This is a genomic window from Enterobacter sp. CFEC122, from assembly GCF_052983755.1.
In genome coordinates this window covers 92,642-111,770 of the sequence record NZ_JBRIQR010000012.1, presented here as the reverse complement: position 1 = coordinate 111,770, position 19,129 = coordinate 92,642, and the positions used below count along the sequence as shown (strand labels likewise).

Here is a 19,129-nt window from a genome sequence, read left to right as displayed (position 1 = left end):
TGACAGGCGGGAGGTCAATTTGATCCCGGACGTATCTCAGGCGCTGGCCTGGCTGGAAAACCACCCTCAGGCATTGAAGGGTATTCAGCGTGGTCTTGAGCGTGAAACGCTGCGCGTTAACGCGGACGGCAGTTTAGCGACGACGGGTCACCCGAAGGCGTTAGGCTCGGCGCTGACACATAAATGGATCACAACCGATTTCGCTGAAGCGCTGCTGGAGTTCATCACCCCAGTAGAGGGTGATATTGATCATATGCTGACGATTATGCGCGATATCCATCGCTACACCGCGCGCAATCTCGGCGATGAGCGTATGTGGCCCCTCAGCATGCCGTGCTATATCGAGCAGGGGCAGGAGATTGAGCTGGCGCAGTACGGCACGTCAAATATCGGCAGGCTGAAAACGCTCTACCGTGAGGGGCTGAAGAACCGCTACGGCGCGTTGATGCAGACCATCTCTGGTGTGCACTACAACTTCTCGCTGCCAATGGCGTTCTGGCAGGCGAAATGCGGTGAAACGGATAAAGACGCCATCTCTGCAGGCTACTTCCGCCTGATCAGAAACTATTACCGTTTCGGCTGGGTGATCCCGTATCTGTTCGGCGCGTCGCCGGCTATTTGCTCATCCTTCCTGCAGGGAAAACCGACGACGCTGCCGTTCGAGAAGACCGACTGCGGAATGTACTATCTCCCGTACGCCACCTCTCTGCGTCTGAGTGATCTCGGCTATACCAATAAATCGCAAAGCAATCTCGGTATTACGTTTAACGAATTGCACGAATATGTGGCAGGATTGAAGCGGGCGATCAAAACCCCGTCGGAAGAGTACGAAAAAATCGGCCTCGAAAAAGACGGTAAGCGTCTGCAGATCAACAGCAATGTCCTGCAGATTGAAAACGAGCTGTATGCGCCAATTCGTCCTAAGCGCGTAACCCGCAGCGGCGAAACCCCGTCGGATGCGCTGCAGCGCGGCGGGATCGAATACATTGAAGTGCGCTCGCTGGATATCAACCCGTTCTCACCGATTGGCGTTGATGAACAGCAGATTCGCTTCCTGGATCTGTTTATGGTCTGGTGCGTGCTGGCGGATGCGCCGGAAATGAGTTCAGACGAATTGCTCTGCACCCGTACAAACTGGAACCGCGTGATTCTGGAAGGGCGTAAACCGGGCCTGACGCTGGGTATCGGCTGCGAAACGGCACAGTTCCCGCTGACGAAAGTCGGCAAAGATCTGTTCCGTGACCTGAAGCGTGTTGCCCGGACGATGGACAGCATCGACGGCGGCGACGCGTATCAACAGATTTGCGACCAGCTGGTGGCGTGCTTTGATAACCCGGAACTGACGTTCTCAGCGCGCATTCTGCGTTCTATGATTGATCAGGGCATTGGTGGTACGGGGCGCTCACTCTCGGCGGAGTACCGTGAAATGCTGATCCAGGAGCCGTTAGAAATCCTGAGCGAATCAGATTTTGTCGCGGAACGCGAAGCGTCCGTTGTGCGTCAGAAAGAGGTTGAAGCGGCGGATACCGAGTCGTTTGAGGCGTTTCTGGCGAAGCAGGCTTAAGCAGAAAAGAAAAAGGCCACATCGCTGTGGCCAAAATATACATCTCTGAATTCAGGGATGATGATAACAAATGCGCGTCTTTCATATACTCAGACGCGCATTCTGTAGAAGAGTTCAGTTTATTTTAAAAAAAATCACTATCGGAGGTGACGTATGCCGTTATTAGATAGCTTTACTGTCGACCATACCCGTATGGAAGCACCTGCAGTCCGCGTGGCGAAGACCATGCACACCCCGCACGGCGACACGATCACCGTCTTCGATCTGCGTTTCTGCGTGCCAAACAAAGAAGTGATGCCGGAGAAAGGCATTCATACGCTGGAACACCTGTTCGCTGGTTTCATGCGTGACCACCTGAACGGCAACGGCGTTGAGATCATCGATATCTCTCCGATGGGCTGCCGTACCGGTTTCTACATGAGCCTGATTGGTCAGCCTGAAGAGAAACGTGTGGCAGATGCCTGGAAAGCGGCCATGGAAGACGTACTGAAGGTGAAAGAGCAGAACCAGATCCCTGAGCTGAACGTTTACCAGTGCGGCACCTACCAGATGCACTCTCTGGAAGAAGCGCAGGAGATCGCGCGCCACATCATCGAACGCGACGTTCGCGTGAACAGCAACGAAGAGCTGGCCCTGCCGAAAGAAAAACTGCAGGAACTGCACATCTAGTATTGTGCCTGTGGATGCCCGGTGGCGCTTCGCTTGCCGGGCCTACATTGTGTTGGTGCCTCCTTTGACCACAACCTTAACCTTCTCTTTTACCCACCGACCCCTCGTTCCGTTTGCCCATGATTACGTTCATGGTGACAGCGAACCCTGGCACAAGCACGACTGCGCGCAGCTGCTGCACACCCTGAGCGGCGTGGTAAGGGTGGATACCGCATCGGGCTGTTGGGTTGTGCCTCCCGGTCGCGGCGTCTGGCTGCCTGCGGGCACGCAGCATTCCCTGCGCATTACCGGCAACGTTGCGGCGCGAACGCTGTTTATCGATCCGCTGGCGCGGGCCGATCTTCCCGCCACCTGCCAGATCGTGCAGATCGCGCCGCTGCTGCGCGAGCTGATCCTCGTCTCCCTTGCGTTGCCTGAATCGTACTCACCCGGAAGCCGGGATGAACGCGTCTATGAACTGATTCTCGATGAAATCCGCACTATGCCGGTGCTGCCGTTTCACCTGCCGGAGCCGGAAAGCGAGGCGCTACGTCGCCTGTGCCTGCAAATCCGACAAAACCCGGGGGAAAGCTGGAGCAGCGCGCAGGTTGCGAGCATGATGAACATGAGCGAGCGCACGCTGAACCGTCATTTTCAACAGCAGACGGGTTTAAGCTACGGCGAGTGGTTGAGAAGGGCGCGTCTGCTGGAAGCCTTAGTGCGGCTGGCGCAGGGCCAGCCGGTATTGCGCGTGGCGCTGGATCTGGGGTATGGGAGCCACAGCGCCTTTACGGCAATGTTCCGTCGGGTGATGGGCGTCTCCCCCAGCGATTACTTTAAGAACGACTGACGGCGTTAAAGAGCGCCTGAAGCGACGCGCGCGCCACGTCGCTATCAATGCCCACGCCCCAGCGGCTGCTGCCGTCCTGGAACAGGCAGCGAATGTACGCCACCGAGCGGCTGTCGCTGCGCTCGCCTAACGTATGCTCGTGATAGTCCTTAATCACAAACGGCGCGTTGACCCAGCGGCTCAGGCCGTGAGCGGCGGCGGAGAGCAGACCGTTGCCGTGACCTTCCAGCTGGCGCGTACCCCCATGTGTGGCGACGCTGGCCGTCAAACGCAGCTGGCCGTCCTGCTGGCTGTCGCTGCGGTAGGATTGCAGCGCATAATGCGGCGTGGCCACCAGACCGTAGCGGGTGCGAAACAGCTGCCACAGCGCATTTTGCGTCATCTCTTTTCCGTGACGGTCGGTTTCCTGCTGCACGTGCTGGCTGAAATCCTGCTGCAGGGCGCGGGGCAGTTTCAGACCATGATTCTGTTCGATCAGCCACGCGCTGCCGCTTTTCCCTGACTGGCTGTTCACGCGGATCACCGCTTCGTAGGTGCAGCCGATATCCTGGGGATCGACGGGCAGGTAAGGCATCTCCCAGCGATCGCCAGGCCTGCGGGCATCAAAGCCTTTCTTGATGGCGTCCTGGTGCGAGCCGGAAAAGGCGGTATAGGCCAGCCGTCCCGCCCACGGATGGCGCGGGTGCACCGGCAGCTGATTGCAGGTTTCCACCACGTCCACCACCCGGTTCATATCGCTAAAGTCCAGAGTCGGGCTGATACCCTGGCTGTAGAGGTTCATCGCCAGCGTCACCAGGCAGACGTTGCCCGTGCGCTCGCCGTTACCGAACAGACAGCCCTCCACGCGGTCAGCCCCCGCCATTACGGCCAGCTCCGCGCAGGCGACGCCGGTACCGCGGTCGTTATGCGGATGCACGCTGATGCAGACATCGCGGCGGCGGCTGAAGTGGCGACAGAAGTACTCGATCTGGTCGGCATAGACGTTCGGCGTGCTCACTTCGACGGTGGCGGGTAAGTTGATCACCATCGGGCGTTCGTCGCAAGGCTGCCAGATCTCCGTCACGGCTTCACAAATCTCCAGCGCAAATTCCGGCTCGGTAAAGCAGAAGGTTTCCGGAGAGTATTCGTACTGCCAGCGGGTGTCCGGATTTTCTTCACACAGCTGACGAATAAGCCGCGTGGCACGCGTCGCCAGCTCAACGATTTGTGCTTTCTCCATGCCGAATACCAGGCGGCGGAACAGCGGAGCGGTGGCGTTATACAGATGCACGGTAGCCTGCTTCGCGCCGCGCAGGGATTCAAAAGTGCGATGGATGAGATCTTCCCGTGCCTGAGTGAGCACCTGAATCGTCACGTCATCCGGGATGCGGTTCTCTTCAATCAGCTGGCGAACGAAATTGAAATCCGTCTGCGAGGCGGAAGGAAAGGCAACTTCAATCTCTTTAAACCCGCAGCTTAACAGCAGGTCCCAGAACTGCAGCTTGCGCGTGCTGTCCATCGGTTCGGCCAGAGCCTGGTTTCCGTCGCGCAGGTCGGTCGAGAGCCATCGCGGCGCGCGGGTGATGCGTTGTTCCGGCCAGCGACGGTCGGGCAGGGAAAGGGTGGGAAAGGGTTGGTACTTGTCGGCGGGTGTGTTCAGCATGATGCGCTCCTGTTGTCTTTTCACTATCGTGAATCGATTTAAGGCGCGCTGCTTTATCGGCACTGACAATGGCTGTCGCGTTCTGGACACAGTGCGGTTTTTTGCCGGATGGCGGCTCCGCCTTATCCGGCCTACGTTCGTAGGCCCGGTAAGCGTAGCGCCACCGGGCAACCGTCGCACAGAACGAGCAACCTGCGCACAAGACTAGTGCGCGCCGCCACCGCCACCACCGGCACCAAACGGCGGTCTGGCAAACCACACCAGCCCCAGCAGGACGATAAAGATCCCTGCCGATATCCAGAAAATCTCGTTGGCCGAGATAATCAGCCCCTGGTTGGTGATCTGCTGGGCAATCCAGCCGGACGCCTGCTGCTCCGTCATCCCCATTCCCTGCAGCTGGCTGTACATCTGCTGTGCGTTAGGGTTGAACGGGTTCACCGCTTCGGTCAGCTGCGCGTGGTGCATTGATTCGCGGTTTGTCCACAGAGTGGTGGTGATCGACGTCCCGATAGAGCCCGCCAGCGTACGGGTGAAGTTCGACAGGCTCGACGCGGCCGCCAGACGCTCGGGCGGCAGGCCAGAGAGCGTGATGGTGGTCAGCGGCATAAAGAAGCACGCCACCGCAAAGCCCTGAATGAACTGCGGCCACGCCGAGGCGCCAAAGTCCATTCCCGGCTCAAAGGTATACGCACGCCAGTAGAAGCACACCGCATACATGATGAAGCTGAACGTCACCAGCCGACGCATGTCGAGCTTATGGGCGAAGCGGCCAATAATCGGCGACAGCAGGACCGGGATCACCCCGACAGGTGCCGACGCCAGACCCGCCCAGGTGGCGGTATAGCCATACACCTCCTGCAACAGCTGCGGCAGCAGAACAATCGCGCCGAAGTAGAGCATATAGGCGAGGCTGATACACAGGCAGCCGATGGTGAAGTTTCGCGACTTAAAGAGCGAGAGATCGACGATCGGGTTGTCGTCCGTCAGCTCCCAGACAATCAGGAAGCTTATCGACACCACCGCGACAATGGTCAGGATGATGATCTCCTGCGAGTTGAACCAGTCGAGCTCTTTACCGCGGTCGAGCATGATCTGCAGACTGCCGATACCCAGGATCAGCAGCGCCAGCCCGATGCTGTCGATACGGCGCTGTTCGGTGCGCGTCTCTCGTCCCCGCAGCGACTGCAGCGTCATCAATACCACGACGGCGCCAATCGGTACGTTGATGAAGAAGATCCAGCCCCAGTGGTAGTTATCGCTGATGTACCCGCCCAGAATCGGTCCGCAGATAGGCGCGACGATAACGGTCATCGACCAGAGCGCCAGCGCGACGGAACGTTTTGCGGGAGGGTAGTTGCTCAGCAGCAAACTCTGGGAGAGCGGGATCAGCGGCCCCGCGACAATCCCCTGAATGACGCGGAAGAAAATCAGCATCGTCAGGCTGCTGGACATGCCGCACGCCCACGAGGCCAGAACAAACGCCACCGTGGACCAGAGGAACAGCTTCACCTCACCGACGCGCTTTGCCAGCCAGCCGGTGATCGGAATGGAGATGGCGTTTGCCACCCCAAACGAGGTAATGACCCAGGTCCCCTGGCTCAGCGACGAGCCAAGGTTACCGGCGATGGTCGGGATCGCCACGTTTGCGATGGTGGAGTCCAGCACCTGCATGAATGTCGCCAGCGACAGCGCGATGGTCATAATGACCAGCTGCGCGCCTTCCAGCGGTTTTTGCGGCTTTTGCTGTTGCATAACGCTCACCTTCGGATTAACCGGCGTTTGCCTTCACGATGTCATCGATCAGCTTGTTGACCGGATCGAGGCTAATTTCACGGGCGTTACTTTCATAAACCGGGCTGCTACGCACCTGGCTTGCCAGGATCTGACCGTCGCGGTTGGCGGTGTCAACCGTCACCAGCGTGGAGAGGCCGATACGCAGCGGGTGATCCGCCAGCTGTTTGGCATCCAGTTCGATACGCACGGGCAGACGCTGTACGACTTTTATCCAGTTACCGGTGGCGTTCTGCGCAGGCAGCAGGGAGAAGGCACTGCCGGTCCCCATATCCAGACCCACCACTTTGCCGGTGTACTTCACGTCATCGCCATAGATGTCGCTGACAACCGTTGCGGTCTGGCCGATACGCATATGCGCAAGCTGCGTCTCTTTAAAGTTGGCGTCGACCCACAGGTTGTCCGCCGGCACAACCGCCATCAGCGGCGTGGTTGGGCTGATCTGCGCCCCTGGCTGGACGGAACGACGGGAGACATAGCCGGTCATTGGGCTGACGATTTTAGTACGCTGCAGGGCAAGCCACGCGTTGCGCACTTCGGTCGCCGCCTGCTGAACGGCAGGCTGGTTTTCCAGGCTGGTGCCCAGCACCATCGCCTGGTTGGCGTTGTACTGTTGAATGGCCACGTCCAGCTGTGCCTGAGCGCTGGCGACGGCGTCGCGGGCGTGCTGCAGCTCTTCACGGCCAATCAGGTTGGCGGTGCCGAGCGGCACGCGGCGGTTCAGATCGCTCTGCGCCTGCGCGAGTGCGGTTTTCTGCACGTCGATGTTGGCCTGCAGCTGCTTGCTGTTGATCATCAGCTGGCGGGTCTGACGAACGCTGGAGGCCAGCGCGGTCTGCGCTTTTTCAAACGCCTGCTGGGCGTCGGTTGGATCGAGCGTCACCAGCACATCGCCTTTTTGCACAAAGTCGGTATTGTCAGCCCAGACTTTCGTCACGCTGCCCGACACCTGCGCCATAATTTGTACCTGGTTCCCTGCCACGTACGCGTCGTCAGTCTCTTCAGCATGACGCAGTACTAAAAACCAATAGATCCCATATGCCACGGCAATAATGATAAAGAGCAAGGTCAACAGAAGAAGGGCGCTCTTACGTTTGCCTTTCTTGTTGGCCGGTTGCTGCGGGGTAGTGCTCTCCGCATTTGCGCTCATTGTTGTTCTCCACGATCTTCTTATTTTCACATCGGCTGAGCCGACCTGTTGTCAGAAAGGCCAGCAGTGTGACGTGCTGGCCTGTCGGTTTTCTTATAAATCTGGATTGTTGAGCGTGTCGTCGCGTTAGCGCAGCGCCTCAAGAACGGCGCCTTCTTCATCCATCTGGTCCAGACGGGTGAGCAGCTTGCGAGTGATGTGCTCAAGCTGGTCGCGCTCGGCGGTGCTGAGAGCGGACCAGAGTTTGTGCAGGCAATTGTGCTGAGGTGGCAGCACCTCGCGCAGGAATTCGTGACCTTTATCGGTCAGTTGCAGATGCAGGCAGCGGCGATCGTTATCGCTTTCACGGCGCTCAATCCAGCCGCGCTTTTCCAGCTCATCGGCAATTCGGGTGGCGTTGGTGCGGGAGGAGCCCAGCGCGCAGCTCAGCTCAGAAGGCTGAATGCTGTGGTTTTCCTGAGACTCCAGCGTGATCAACGCCATAAACAATGTCTCGTTAATCCCTTGAGCTTTCAGCATTTTATTGCGGTTTTCCAGTAGCTTACCCTGCATGTGCATGCACAGGCGAGTCAGCAGGATTTCCTGATACGGGAAGTCCTCATGGCGACTGGCGCGGAATTTAAGCATTTGTTCAATGGGCGTAAACGAACTATCCATTTGGGCATAACCTCATTAATTACAGCCGATATAGTAACGATAGTGACAAATAATGTAAATGAATTATTTGTGCGGTTATATCCGCCAAATTAATGTCACCATCAGAAAGCGCCGGGTAAGTCCGTGACCCGGTGAGCACAGAAAGCGTAGGGGATGAACCCGCTGAAGAGAGGATGTGAGGACGGGGGTCTGAACTATTCATGCCGATTGTAAATATGTCACCCACATTAAAATTTCTGGGATAAATGATTACGTTTACATTAACAGAGTGAGGGGCCCCTTTACACCCTAAGAGGCCCAAAGCAATGTAAAACTTAGTGAATTGCATCCTGGCGATGGTAGCCGCGCCACCATACAAGCAGGTTAATCGTGGCGACGATGGCACCAATTGCACATACCCCTGACCAGCCAGCATGCTGCCACGCCGAGGCGGAAATGAGCGAGCCCGCCGCGCCGCCAATAAAGTAGCTGGTCATGTACCCGGCCGTCAGGCGGTTACGCGCCTCCGGCTTCACGCGATAGATGACGGTCTGATTGGTAATGTGAACGCCCTGCACGGTGAGATCGAGTACCAGGATACCGACGATCAGCGCCAGCACCGAGACGTGCCCATACCAGATTGCCGCCCAGGAGAGCAGAAGTAACACCAGCCCCGCGGAGGTGGTCAGGTGGGATTTGCCCTTGTCGGCCAGCCCGCCTGCGGGACGCGCGCCCAGTGCGCCTGCGGCACCGGCCAGGCCGAACAGGCCAATCACCCCTTCGGAATAATTAAACGGCGGCGCGGCAAGCAGAAACGCCATCGACGTCCAGAGAATGCTGAAGTTGGCGAAGGTGAAGCAGCCCAGCAGGGCGCGGGTGCGCAGAAGTTTATCCTGGGTGAACAGGCTGAAAACGGAGGCCAGCAGCTGCGGGTAATTCAGGTGATTTTCCTGCTTCACTTTTGGCAGCCCGCGCCACAGCGCCAGCGCCATGACGACCATCAATACGCTCGCCACCCAGTATACGGTGCGCCAGCCGCCGAGGCTTGCCAGCAGCCCGGCGACGGTACGCGCCAGCAAAATCCCCAGCAGCAGGCCGCTCATGATGGTGCCCACCACCTTGCCACGTTTTTCCGGTGAGGCGAGGGTCGCGGCGAGCGGCACCAGGATTTGCGCCACCACGGAGAACAGCCCCGTCAGCGCGGTACCGATAATCATCATCGTCAGCGACTGGCTGCTGGCGGTGATCAGCATCCCGCCGGCGGCCAGAAGCGTCATGGAGACGATCAGCATCCGGCGTTCAAACATATCGCCAAGCGGCACCAGGAACAGCAGCCCGGCGGCATAGCCGAGCTGGGCGGCGGTGACGATAAAGCCTGCGGAACTGGCGGAGAGATTGAACGCGCGGGCGATGGTGTCGAGAAGAGGCTGCGCGTAATAGTTGCTGGCGACGGCCAGACCCGTTGCCACGGACATTAAAAGGATGAGTGCGGGGCTAAGCCCTTGAGTGGTTTTTGTCATTAGTTTCAGGAATCGTTAGTGAAGTGATTATTTTTCCGGAAACCATAATAGCCAATGATTGTGAATGTGGGGGGATTGTTACGTGCTGGATTGTGCGGTTTAGGTTGGGTGCGGTCTGATCCCCTCACCCCGGCCCTCTCCCAGTGTGTACGATCCGGGGAGAGGGTTAGGGTGAGGGAAAAGGTTTTATTTCTGCGCCGCCAGCGCCGCTTTCACCCAGCCGTCAAACTGCTGCTGGTGGGCCTTGATCCAGCCGTCGACGTGGCCTTTAACATCCGCCTCAGACGATTTGCCCGCGTGCATCATCGCGTTCTGGGCGTTGATGTCTGCCAGCGGCAGCTTCATCACCGAGAACAGCTTCGCCGCGGCCGGGTTTTTCTCCGCCCAGGCTTTGTTCGCCACGATATGCATGGTGTTCACCGGGAAGCCGTAGTTCATGCCGTTCGGCAGTTTGGTGTCGATATCTTTCTGCTCGCCCGGCAGGGAGGAGAACGGCACCTGCAGCCACACCACGTCTTTACCCGGCTTCAGCACGTCGCTCACCCAGTACGGCGTCCAGGTGTAGTAGATCACCGGTTTACCCTCTTTGAAGCGGGCAATGGTGTCGGCCATCATCGCTGAATAGTTGCCGTGGCTCACGTCGACCGTTTTCGCCAGATCGAACGCCTTGTTCTGGTGGTTAATCACCGCTTCGCAGCCCCAGCCCGGCGAGCAGCCCATCATGTCGGCCTTGCCGTCACCGTTGGTGTCAAACAGTCTGGCGATCTTCGGATCCTTCAGCTGTTCGATGTTGGTGATGTGGTACTGGTCGGCGGTTTTCTTGTCGATCAGGTACCCCTGCGCCGCGCCGGTGACAAAGGTGCCTTCACGGTAGAATTTCTTATCGCCACCGGCGGCGGCATACATATCGTCATGCAGCGGCTGCCAGTTTACGGCGGTAAAGGTGGCGTCACCGGAGGCAATCGAGGTGTAGCCCACGTTGTAATCCACTTCGCTCGGCGTGTTAACCGTATAGCCCAGTTTTTCCAGCGCGCGGCTGACCAGCAGGGTCTGGAAGCTCTCTTCCGAAATAGTGCTCTGCACCGGCTGCACGGTAATGCCTTTGCCCGGCAGGTCAGCCGCGAACGTGCTGGTGGAGACAAGGGTGGCAAACGCTGTGGCAAAAAGTACGTTATGTCGCATCGTTGTTCCTTATTTTCTAAAGGGGCGGGTGAGTAACCCAACAGGGCCGGTGGAATACCAGCGACGGTTGCCGCGACTGCGTGAATCGCGACCGACGGCCTGGGTCAGGCGGTCAAGAATAATGGCGAGGATCACAATCCCGACGCCGCCGACGGTAGCCAGCCCCATGTCGAGACGGCCAATGCCGCGCAGCACCATCTGACCGAGACCGCCAACGGCGATCATCGAGGCAATCACCACCATCGACAGGGCCAGCATCAGCGTCTGGTTCACGCCCGCCATGATGGTCGGCATCGCCAGCGGGAGCTGAACCTTAAACAGCATCTGGCGCGGGCTGGCGCCGAACGAGCGTGACGCTTCGATCAGGTCCGCAGGCACCTGATTGATCCCGAGAATGGTCAGACGAATAATCGGCGGCAGGGCAAAGATAATGGTGACCACCACGCCCGGCACGTTGCCGATGCCGAACAGCATCACAATCGGCACCAGATAGACGAATGCCGGGGTGGTCTGCATTGCATCCAGCAGCGGGCGGATAATCTTCGCGGCCCGCGGGCTGCGCGCCAGCCAGATCCCCATCGGCAGGCCGATGACGATGCAGAAGAGCAGGGCGGTCAGCACCAGCGCCAGGGTGATCATCGCCTGCGACCAGGCCCCAATCGCGCCGATGGCAATCAGCGAAATCAGCGTGGCGACACCCATCCCGGCGCTGCCAAACTGCCAGGCGATCAGGGAGAACAGGATAATCGCCACCGGTGCCGGCATGCCCAGCATCAGCTGCTGGAAGCCGTTCAGGATGTAATCCACCGGGATGCGGATCCCCTGGAAAACGGGGCGGAAGTGCGTGACCACCCAGTCGATCCCCTCCGTGACCCAGCTGTCCAGCGGGATCAGCGTCTTGTGAAACGGATCCATAATATTGAAGTGCTCTGGCGCAGGCGCGGGTGCGCTGTTCAGCCAGTCCGCCGCACCGCCACCGTCGGCGGGTGCTGGCGTGGAACCCCACGCGTCGGCGGATTGCGCTGCGTTGTCCGCCGCTTCAGTGGTGCCCCACGGGTTAGTTTGATCAGCCATTATTTGCCCCCTCGCGATCTAAAGCCTGCAGCAGCATCCGTTTGGAGATGATGCCGACGTACTGTTGTTCCTCACCCACGACCGGTACGGCGCAAGGCGCCTGCCCCACGTGAGAGAGCAACTCGCTGAGCGGCGTTTCGGCGTCCACGGCAAGCGGAGCGTCAATTAACGCCGCATCGATGCCCTGGTTTTCGCTGAGCGCGGTTTTCAGAGAGTCGATGGAGACAACGCCGACAAATTTATTGCCGCGTTCAACCAGATAACCGTATTCACGGTCTTCGTCCTGCAGCAGCTTCAGCGCGGAGCGCGGGCCGAAGCCAGGCGTTTTACGGATAATGCCGTTTGGCGTTCGACGGGCAATATCTTTGGCGCTAAAGACCTGGCTAATATCCACGCCGCGGAAGAAGGTGCGCACATAATCATTTGCCGGATTATTGAGAATTTCATCCGGCGTGCCGACCTGCACCACTTCACCATTTTGCATAATGGCAATACGGTCGCCAATACGCATGGCTTCATCCAAATCGTGGGAAATAAAGACAATGGTCCGCTGATGTTTCGCCTGTAATTTTACCAGCTCATCCTGCATCTCGGTGCGAATTAACGGATCGAGGGCAGAGAAGGCTTCGTCCATTAATAAAATGTCTGGATTAATGGCTAATGCGCGGGCTAATCCCACGCGCTGACGCATACCGCCGGAAAGTTCATCCGGGTACGCATGCGCATAATTTTCCAGCCCAACCTGACGCAGGGCGTCAAGGGCTTTTTCCTGACGTTCCTGCGCGGGTGTGCCGGCTAATTCCATGCCGAAAGCGGTATTATCCAGCACCGTCATGTGCGGCATCAGCGCGAATGACTGGAATACCATCGCAATCTTCTTTCTGCGCACCTCGCGAAGCTCGGCGTCTGATATTCTGGCGATATCCACGCCGTCAATCAGCACCTGTCCGCGGGTGGGTTCAATCAGGCGATTGAGAAGGCGAACCATAGTGGATTTACCCGAACCGGATAATCCCATGATGACAAAAATCTCGCCTTCTTCAATGGCCAGACTGGCGTCTTTAACGCCAAGCGATAGCCCGGTTTTTTCCAGAATTTGCTCTTTCGAAAGGCCTTTCTCAATATATTTGAATGCGCGCTGAGGATGCTCGCCAAATACTTTATAAAGATTTTTCACTTCTAATTTAATTGCCATGCAATAGAGAGTGTCCTGTTATTTGTTTATGTCGATATGATTACCATGGTAAATTGTTAACGGGCATAACCCTAACATACTGAGAATCTGAGACAACCCTGGGTTTGCTTATGACGTAAATTTTCAGGGAGGCGAAACGGCTGAATTTCCCATGAGTAAAGGGCTGAGCGGGATTTGAATTTTTCTCAATTTTTTGCTGCGGCATCGGGGAATTTCGCCTGAATCGGGTGATTCAGGCGAATAGGGCGCGGAAATGACAGTGTAGTTGCTTTGTAAATATTGGAGAGGAAATTGTTGGGTTTATATTAAATTAACGAACGTTAACGTTCATTAAAAATCCCAGTCCTCATCCTCGGTTTCCACCGCTTTGCCCATCACGTACGACGAACCCGATCCGGAGAAGAAATCGTGGTTTTCGTCGGCGTTGGGCGACAGCGCGGAGAGAATCGCCGGGTTAACCTCCGCCATCTCTGGCGGGAACAGCGCGTCGTAGCCGAGATTCATCAGCGCCTTGTTGGCGTTGTAGCAGAGGAAGGCTTTCACGTCCTCCTCCCAGCCGGTGCCGGCGTACAGTTCCTCGGTATAGCTCAGCTCGTTGTCGTACAGATCCATCAGCAAATCGAGCGCAAACCCTTTGAGCTCCTCGCGCTCCGCGTCGCTGACCTTTTCCAGCCCTTTCTGATATTTATAGCCAATGTAATACCCGTGTACCGCTTCATCCCGAATGATAAGCCGGATCAAATCGGCGGTGTTGGTCAGCTTGCCCCGGCTCGACCAGTACATGGGCAGCCAGAAGCCAGAATAGAACAGGAATGATTCCAGAAACACGCTGGCGATCTTCTTCTTCAGCGGCTCGTCTGCCCGATAATACGTCAGTACCAGCTCCGCCTTTCTTTGTAACGACTCGCTCGCTTCGCTCCAGGCGTAGGCCGCGTCCACGTCTTTGGTCTGGCACAGCGTGGAGAAAATCGAGCTGTAGGAGCGGGCGTGCACCGCCTCCATAAAGCTGATGTTCGACATCACCGCCTCTTCGTGCGGCGTCAGCGCGTCACCCATCAGAGCCGGTGCGCCAACGGTATTCTGAATGGTGTCCAGCAGCGTCAGGCCGGTAAAGACGCGGATCGTTAGCTGCTGCTCGGTGTGGCTCAGGGCTTGCCAGGCCGGAATATCGTTGGAGAGCGGGACCTTTTCCGGCAGCCAGAAGTTGCTGGTCAGGCGGTTCCACACTTCCAGATCTTTCTCGTCCTGGATCTTGTTCCAGTTAACGGCGCTCACGCGTGACAGTTTCATCCTTTCTCCTTACAGCGCGCAGGACACGCAGCCTTCGATTTCGGTGCCTTCCAGCGCAAGCTGGCGCAGGCGAATGTAGTAGAGCGTCTTGATACCTTTCTTCCAGGCGTAGATCTGCGCTTTGTTGATGTCCCGCGTGGTGGCGGTATCCGGGAAGAACAGCGTCAGCGACAGCCCCTGATCCACGTGTTTCGTCGCCTCGGCGTAGGTATCGATGATTTTTTCCGGGCCAATCTCGTATGCGTCCTGATACAGCGCCAGGTTCTCGTTGGTCATAAACGGGGCAGGGTAGTAAACGCGTCCGGTTTTGCCTTCTTTGCGAATTTCAATCTTCGACACGATCGGGTGAATGCTCGACGTGGCGTGGTTGATGTAGGAGATAGAGCCGGTTGGCGGCACCGCCTGCAGGTTCTGGTTGTAGATGCCGTAGCGCATCACGTCATCACGCAGCCGCTGCCACATCTCGCGCGTGGGCAGAACGATCCCGGCGCGGGCAAACAGCTCCCTTACTCGCGCCGTTTTCGGCTGCCAGTCGCCTTCCAGATACTGGCTGAAATACTCTCCGCTGGCATAGCGCGACTGTTCAAAGCCCGCGAAACGCTGGTTGCGCTCGCGCGCCAGCATCATTGAGGTATGCAGCGCGTGCCAAGTGACGGTGTAAAAATAGAGGTTGGTGAAGTCCAGCCCTTCCGGGCTGCCGTAGGCGATGCCTTCCCGCGCCAGGTAGCCGTGCAGGTTCATCTGCCCGAGGCCAATGGCGTGCGACGCGGCGTTGCCCGCCTCGATGGACGGCACGCTGCGGATGTGGCTCATGTCCGACACCGCCGTCAGCCCGCGAATGGCGGTTTCTATCGTGCGGCCAAAGTCGGGGGAATCCATGGTGTGGGCGATATTCAGCGACCCGAGGTTGCAGGAGATGTCTTTGCCGATCTCCGCGTAGTCCAGATTCTCGTCATAGCGGGAGGCGCTGTTGACCTGCAAAATCTCCGAGCACAGGTTGCTCATGTTGATGCGCCCGGCAATTGGGTTTGCGCGGTTCACCGTGTCCTCGTACATGATGTACGGATAGCCGGACTCAAACTGAATTTCGGCAAGCGTCTGGAAGAAATCGCGGGCGTTGATGGTTTTTTTGCGGATGCGATCGTCGGCCAGCAGCTCGTCGTACAGCTCGCTTATCGCCACGTCGCCAAAGGCTTTGCCGTAAATCCGCTCAACGTCATACGGCGAGAAGAGCGCCATGTCGGCATTCTCTTTAGCCAGCTTAAAGGTGATATCCGGGATCACCACGCCCAGCGACAGGGTTTTGATGCGGATTTTTTCGTCGGCGTTTTCGCGCTTGGTATCGAGGAAACGCAGAATGTCGGGGTGGTGCGCGTGCAGATAAACCGCGCCCGCGCCCTGACGCGCGCCAAGCTGGTTGGCGTAGGAGAAGGCATCTTCCAGCATCTTCATGACCGGGATCACGCCGGAGGACTGGTTTTCGATGCGCTTAATCGGCGCGCCCGCTTCACGCAGGTTCGAGAGCAGAAACGCCACGCCGCCGCCGCGTTTGGAGAGCTGCAGCGCCGAGTTCACCGCGCGGCCTATCGACTCCATATTATCTTCAATGCGCAGCAGGAAGCAGGAGACCAGCTCGCCGCGCTGGGCTTTTCCGCAGTTAAGGAACGTTGGCGTGGCGGGCTGGAAGCGGCCTGAGAGGATCTCGTCGGTGAGCTGTTGCGCCAGCACTTCATCGCCCTGCGCCAGGGTCAGCGCGACCATCACCACGCGATCTTCAAAGCTTTCTAAGTAGCGCTTACCGTCAAAGGTCTTCAGGGTGTAGCTGGTGTAGAACTTCCACGCGCCAAGGAACGTCTGGAAACGAAAGCTGCTAGCGTGGGCGCGTTCAAACAGCTTCACGACGAAGGCGCGTGCGTAGCGGGTGAGGACGCGGGCGTCGTAGTAACCTTCGTTAACCAGGTGGTCGAGACGTTCATCCTGGCTCGCGAAGGTCACGCTGTTGGGCCGCACGTGGGCGGCAAAAAAGGCGTCCACCGCCTCACGGTCTTTATCAAACTGAATGCGTCCCTCCCGGTCATAGAGGTTAAGCATCGCGTTTAATGCGTGGTAATCCGGCGTCGCCTGTATTACCCGTTCTGCGGTTGTCGTTGCCAAAATTCGTTCACTCCTTTACGCACGTTTTCGACGTCCTGCTGCGTCCCCATCAGCTCAAAGCGATAGAGATACGGCACGCCGCATTTTTGAGAGATGACATCTCCGGCGCGGCCAAAGGCATCGCCGAAATTGCGATTGCCCGCCGCGATCACGCCTCGGATTAGCCCGCGGTTATGCGGATCGTTCAGAAAGCGGATCACCTGACGAGGCACTGCGCCCGCCGTACCGCCGCCGCCGTAGCTGGGCACCACCAGAATGTACGGTTCTTCTACCCGGATGCGCTCCCGCTCGTTGAGGGGAATGCGCACCGCAGGCAGCCCGACGCGCTCCATAAAACGGAGCGTGTTTTCCGAGCTGCTGGAGAAGAAAACCAGCCGACTCATGCCCGTGCGGCCTGCGCGGCGATGCGGTTGATCATGTCCGGACGGAAGCCAGACCAGCTGGTCTCCCCGGCCACCACCACCGGAAGCTGACGGAAACCCTGCGCGCGAAGGGTATCGGCGGTTTCGGGCTGCTGGTCAATATTCACCATCTCAAACGCCACGCCGCGGCTTTCCATCGCCCGTTTGGTCGCGTGGCACTGAACACAATCGTTACGAGTGTAAATAATAATGCTCATGATTCGTATTTCCATTTAAAATGAGAGAGCGGCGCGAATCATCGCGTCAGGTTGTGTGTATCTTGCTAAAAGGAATACTAGATGTAGTTGTCTTAAGTTTCAACCATACAAGATATGGGAAATTTAGATTGATGATGCCCTGATGATGAGCACAGCGGGGCAGGGGGTGTTGTACGGGTTTTTCAGGCTTGCGGGCATTAAAAAGCCCCGGCGCCAGCGGCGACCGGGGCTAATGGCTCGCGCTTACTTACGCAGGCTAAGCAGAGCGCCGACGAAGATCCCGACTGCCGCTACCGTGCCGAGCGTGCAGAGCGGTTTTTCGCGCACGAAGGTCGTTGCGCAGCTGACGGCATCGCAGGCAGCCTGTGTGGTACGCGTGCGGCCATTTAGGCGTGCGCGGGTTTCACGGAGCAGAGACTGAGCCTTACGTTTTGCGGCATCCGCTTCGTCCTTCGCGTCACTTCCCCAGGATTTCAGCACCTCTTCCAGCGTGTCTGCTAATTGGCTGACATCATTACGAATATCCTGAGCGTCGTCGTTAATATCGTTTCGGTTCGGTCTGTTAAACATACGATCCTCCGTAATTTTGTGTTCCCGTTCAGTTTAGTTCAGAAATTTAATATCTGAAGCGCATCACGCGATATCCGCCAGTTTATGGACTATTCTGAAAGCCCTGCTAATGCTGAATACTGTAAGGTTGCCGGGCAGGAAAAGATAACGAGGAAAAGATATGTATTTACGACCTGACGAGGTGGCACGCGTTCTTGAAAAAGAGGGATTCACCATGGATGAGGTGACGCCAAAAGCGTATGGATATCGCCGTGGCGAGAATTATGTTTACGTTAATCGTGAAGCAAGAATGGGACGTACCGCTCTCATTATTCACCCGACGCTGAAAGACAGAAGTCTGTCATTTGCTGAGCCTGCCTCGGATATTAAAACCTGCGATCATTATCAGCAATTTCCGCTCTATTTAGGCGGAGAGACGCATGAGCATTATGGTATTCCGCATGGTTTCAGCTCGCGTATGGCGCTGGAACGGTTTTTGAAGGGACTGTTTGGCGACGTACAGTAAATTTGCGACTGGCCTGCGCCAGTCGCTTCACATCACGCTTTAGCCTGGCTGTACTGGCTGACCTTAAACAGGCGGCGACAGTAGTCGAGGAAATAGCCATACACCGCCCCCATCAGCATTGAAATCACAATATTCGAACTGACCGCCGCCGCGATCTGGTGCCAGTCCGCGCCCACCGTCAGCAGAATGGCCACGTAAACCGGCGACTGGAACGTCACATAGGCCAGAACGTCTGCCAGGTTTTTCACCCAGCCTGCGGGGCTGATACGCCGCGCGAAGCGCATGACGGCATCGCGGTATAAACCGTAAGGCCAGGCAATAATAATATTGACCGGAATCGCCACCAGACGAGAAGAAAGTGACTGCTCGAAGGACATTCCGGAGAGGAATATTTCGATCAACATGTTCACAACGGAACAGTAGACAACCATCGCGAAAGTATCCGCCACAGCATGGCGAAGGCGTGATTGCGGTGAGAACATGTCTGAACTCCTTGAGAAGAACACAAAAGAAACGATTTTCCCGAAGCGGTTAGTGCTTTAGGTTGGTTTGTTTGACGTGTATAGCGTATATCTCTGCGTTTGAACTAACAACTAGTGATTAATTTTTATTTAATCGCGTTTTGTCCACAAAATTCTCTAAAATTGATGGTTTTTTGTTCGCTTCGTTATAATCTGTCTCGTGCGATGGTTTTTGGTTTTAAATCATGAGCTTAACTATCTTGATGTTGAAAGGTGAG

The 19,129-nt window shown here is 57.2% G+C and carries 18 protein-coding genes; 4 read left to right on the top strand and 14 right to left on the bottom strand.

Annotated features, from left to right (window positions below):
- Positions 1-19: 19 nt before the first annotated feature.
- The 3 genes from gshA to ACVCAM_RS10795 all read left to right on the top strand — a co-directional run bounded on the left by gshA (position 20) and on the right by ACVCAM_RS10795 (position 3,062).
- Positions 20-1,564, top strand: a complete 1,545-nt coding sequence (gene gshA, locus ACVCAM_RS10805; RefSeq protein WP_008499540.1) for a glutamate--cysteine ligase — start codon at positions 20-22, stop codon at positions 1,562-1,564.
- A gap of 153 nt (positions 1,565-1,717) precedes the next feature.
- Positions 1,718-2,233, top strand: a complete 516-nt coding sequence (gene luxS, locus ACVCAM_RS10800) for an S-ribosylhomocysteine lyase (RefSeq protein WP_008499539.1) — start codon at positions 1,718-1,720, stop codon at positions 2,231-2,233.
- Between the two features lie 64 nt (positions 2,234-2,297).
- A complete protein-coding gene (locus tag ACVCAM_RS10795; RefSeq protein ID WP_032638030.1) occupies positions 2,298-3,062 on the top strand; it encodes an AraC family transcriptional regulator in 765 nt (254 codons plus the stop codon).
- Here the strand turns inward: ACVCAM_RS10795 and leuA are convergent.
- The 13 genes from leuA to ACVCAM_RS10730 all read right to left on the bottom strand — a co-directional run bounded on the left by leuA (position 3,049) and on the right by ACVCAM_RS10730 (position 17,885).
- Positions 3,049-4,704, bottom strand: a complete 1,656-nt coding sequence (gene leuA / locus ACVCAM_RS10790; RefSeq protein WP_407223612.1) for a 2-isopropylmalate synthase — start codon at positions 4,702-4,704, stop codon at positions 3,049-3,051. The two genes, ACVCAM_RS10795 and leuA, sit on opposite strands and share 14 nt — an antisense overlap.
- A gap of 204 nt (positions 4,705-4,908) precedes the next feature.
- The gene (gene emrB, locus ACVCAM_RS10785; RefSeq protein ID WP_008502580.1) at positions 4,909-6,456 is read right to left on the bottom strand and encodes a multidrug efflux MFS transporter permease subunit EmrB; all 1,548 of its coding nucleotides are present in this window, start codon (positions 6,454-6,456) and stop codon (positions 4,909-4,911) included.
- A gap of 16 nt (positions 6,457-6,472) precedes the next feature.
- Positions 6,473-7,645 carry a multidrug efflux MFS transporter periplasmic adaptor subunit EmrA gene (gene emrA, locus ACVCAM_RS10780; RefSeq protein ID WP_021241959.1) on the bottom strand — a complete coding sequence of 391 codons (1,173 nt, stop codon included), beginning with the start codon at positions 7,643-7,645 and terminating at the stop codon, positions 6,473-6,475.
- Between the two features lie 126 nt (positions 7,646-7,771).
- Entirely contained in the window at positions 7,772-8,302 is a 531-nt protein-coding gene (mprA, locus tag ACVCAM_RS10775) for a transcriptional repressor MprA (RefSeq protein ID WP_008502578.1), read from the bottom strand.
- A 314-nt stretch (positions 8,303-8,616) separates the two neighbouring features.
- The gene (locus tag ACVCAM_RS10770) at positions 8,617-9,801 is read right to left on the bottom strand and encodes an MFS transporter (protein ID WP_023325947.1); all 1,185 of its coding nucleotides are present in this window, start codon (positions 9,799-9,801) and stop codon (positions 8,617-8,619) included.
- A gap of 186 nt (positions 9,802-9,987) precedes the next feature.
- Positions 9,988-10,983 carry a glycine betaine/L-proline ABC transporter substrate-binding protein ProX gene (proX, locus tag ACVCAM_RS10765; protein WP_021241961.1) on the bottom strand — a complete coding sequence of 332 codons (996 nt, stop codon included), beginning with the start codon at positions 10,981-10,983 and terminating at the stop codon, positions 9,988-9,990.
- A 9-nt stretch (positions 10,984-10,992) separates the two neighbouring features.
- Positions 10,993-12,057 (bottom strand): glycine betaine/L-proline ABC transporter permease ProW, encoded by a 1,065-nt coding sequence (gene proW, locus ACVCAM_RS10760; RefSeq protein ID WP_008502575.1) that lies wholly within the window; start codon positions 12,055-12,057, stop codon positions 10,993-10,995.
- Positions 12,050-13,252, bottom strand: a complete 1,203-nt coding sequence (gene proV, locus ACVCAM_RS10755; RefSeq protein ID WP_008502574.1) for a glycine betaine/L-proline ABC transporter ATP-binding protein ProV — start codon at positions 13,250-13,252, stop codon at positions 12,050-12,052. The genes proW and proV overlap by 8 nt, the downstream gene beginning before the upstream one ends.
- Positions 13,253-13,582: 330 nt before the next feature.
- Positions 13,583-14,542: a class 1b ribonucleoside-diphosphate reductase subunit beta gene (gene nrdF, locus ACVCAM_RS10750; protein ID WP_348581898.1), complete on the bottom strand. Its 960-nt coding sequence runs from the start codon at positions 14,540-14,542 to the stop codon at positions 13,583-13,585.
- A gap of 9 nt (positions 14,543-14,551) precedes the next feature.
- Positions 14,552-16,696: a class 1b ribonucleoside-diphosphate reductase subunit alpha gene (gene nrdE / locus ACVCAM_RS10745; RefSeq protein ID WP_407223611.1), complete on the bottom strand. Its 2,145-nt coding sequence runs from the start codon at positions 16,694-16,696 to the stop codon at positions 14,552-14,554.
- Positions 16,669-17,079 carry a class Ib ribonucleoside-diphosphate reductase assembly flavoprotein NrdI gene (nrdI, locus tag ACVCAM_RS10740; RefSeq protein WP_045353541.1) on the bottom strand — a complete coding sequence of 137 codons (411 nt, stop codon included), beginning with the start codon at positions 17,077-17,079 and terminating at the stop codon, positions 16,669-16,671. Before nrdI ends, nrdE begins: the two co-directional genes overlap by 28 nt.
- Complete coding sequence (gene nrdH, locus ACVCAM_RS10735) at positions 17,076-17,315, bottom strand: glutaredoxin-like protein NrdH (protein ID WP_407223610.1); 240 nt, start codon at positions 17,313-17,315, stop codon at positions 17,076-17,078. Before nrdH ends, nrdI begins: the two co-directional genes overlap by 4 nt.
- A gap of 243 nt (positions 17,316-17,558) precedes the next feature.
- Positions 17,559-17,885, bottom strand: coding sequence for a DUF883 domain-containing protein (locus ACVCAM_RS10730; protein ID WP_008502569.1), 327 nt, complete (start codon positions 17,883-17,885; stop codon positions 17,559-17,561).
- A gap of 160 nt (positions 17,886-18,045) precedes the next feature.
- On the opposite strand from ACVCAM_RS10730, the gene ACVCAM_RS10725 reads away from it, so the two are divergent.
- On the top strand, positions 18,046-18,390 hold the full coding sequence (locus ACVCAM_RS10725; RefSeq protein WP_008502568.1) for a DUF2002 family protein: 345 nt from the start codon (positions 18,046-18,048) through the stop codon (positions 18,388-18,390).
- Positions 18,391-18,422: 32 nt separating this feature from the next.
- On the opposite strand, the gene alaE is transcribed toward ACVCAM_RS10725, so the two are convergent.
- Positions 18,423-18,872 (bottom strand): L-alanine exporter AlaE, encoded by a 450-nt coding sequence (gene alaE, locus ACVCAM_RS10720; RefSeq protein WP_008502567.1) that lies wholly within the window; start codon positions 18,870-18,872, stop codon positions 18,423-18,425.
- Positions 18,873-19,129: the final 257 nt, after the last annotated feature.

Excerpts from the sequence above, each read along its gene's own strand:
- nrdH (WP_407223610.1), bottom strand. The coding sequence starts at position 17,315 with ATGAGCATTATTATTTACACTCGTAACGATTGTGTTCAGTGCCACGCG.
- ACVCAM_RS10770 (WP_023325947.1), bottom strand. The coding sequence starts at position 9,801 with ATGACAAAAACCACTCAAGGGCTTAGCCCCGCACTCATCCTTTTAATG.
- nrdF (WP_348581898.1), bottom strand. The coding sequence starts at position 14,542 with ATGAAACTGTCACGCGTGAGCGCCGTTAACTGGAACAAGATCCAGGAC.
- luxS (WP_008499539.1), top strand. The coding sequence starts at position 1,718 with ATGCCGTTATTAGATAGCTTTACTGTCGACCATACCCGTATGGAAGCA.
- ACVCAM_RS10725 (WP_008502568.1), top strand. The coding sequence starts at position 18,046 with ATGTATTTACGACCTGACGAGGTGGCACGCGTTCTTGAAAAAGAGGGA.
- alaE (WP_008502567.1), bottom strand. The coding sequence starts at position 18,872 with ATGTTCTCACCGCAATCACGCCTTCGCCATGCTGTGGCGGATACTTTC.
- mprA (WP_008502578.1), bottom strand. The coding sequence starts at position 8,302 with ATGGATAGTTCGTTTACGCCCATTGAACAAATGCTTAAATTCCGCGCC.
- leuA (WP_407223612.1), bottom strand. The coding sequence starts at position 4,704 with ATGCTGAACACACCCGCCGACAAGTACCAACCCTTTCCCACCCTTTCC.
- proW (WP_008502575.1), bottom strand. The coding sequence starts at position 12,057 with ATGGCTGATCAAACTAACCCGTGGGGCACCACTGAAGCGGCGGACAAC.
- nrdI (WP_045353541.1), bottom strand. The coding sequence starts at position 17,079 with ATGAGTCGGCTGGTTTTCTTCTCCAGCAGCTCGGAAAACACGCTCCGT.
- emrB (WP_008502580.1), bottom strand. The coding sequence starts at position 6,456 with ATGCAACAGCAAAAGCCGCAAAAACCGCTGGAAGGCGCGCAGCTGGTC.
- ACVCAM_RS10730 (WP_008502569.1), bottom strand. The coding sequence starts at position 17,885 with ATGTTTAACAGACCGAACCGAAACGATATTAACGACGACGCTCAGGAT.
- emrA (WP_021241959.1), bottom strand. The coding sequence starts at position 7,645 with ATGAGCGCAAATGCGGAGAGCACTACCCCGCAGCAACCGGCCAACAAG.
- proV (WP_008502574.1), bottom strand. The coding sequence starts at position 13,252 with ATGGCAATTAAATTAGAAGTGAAAAATCTTTATAAAGTATTTGGCGAG.
- proX (WP_021241961.1), bottom strand. The coding sequence starts at position 10,983 with ATGCGACATAACGTACTTTTTGCCACAGCGTTTGCCACCCTTGTCTCC.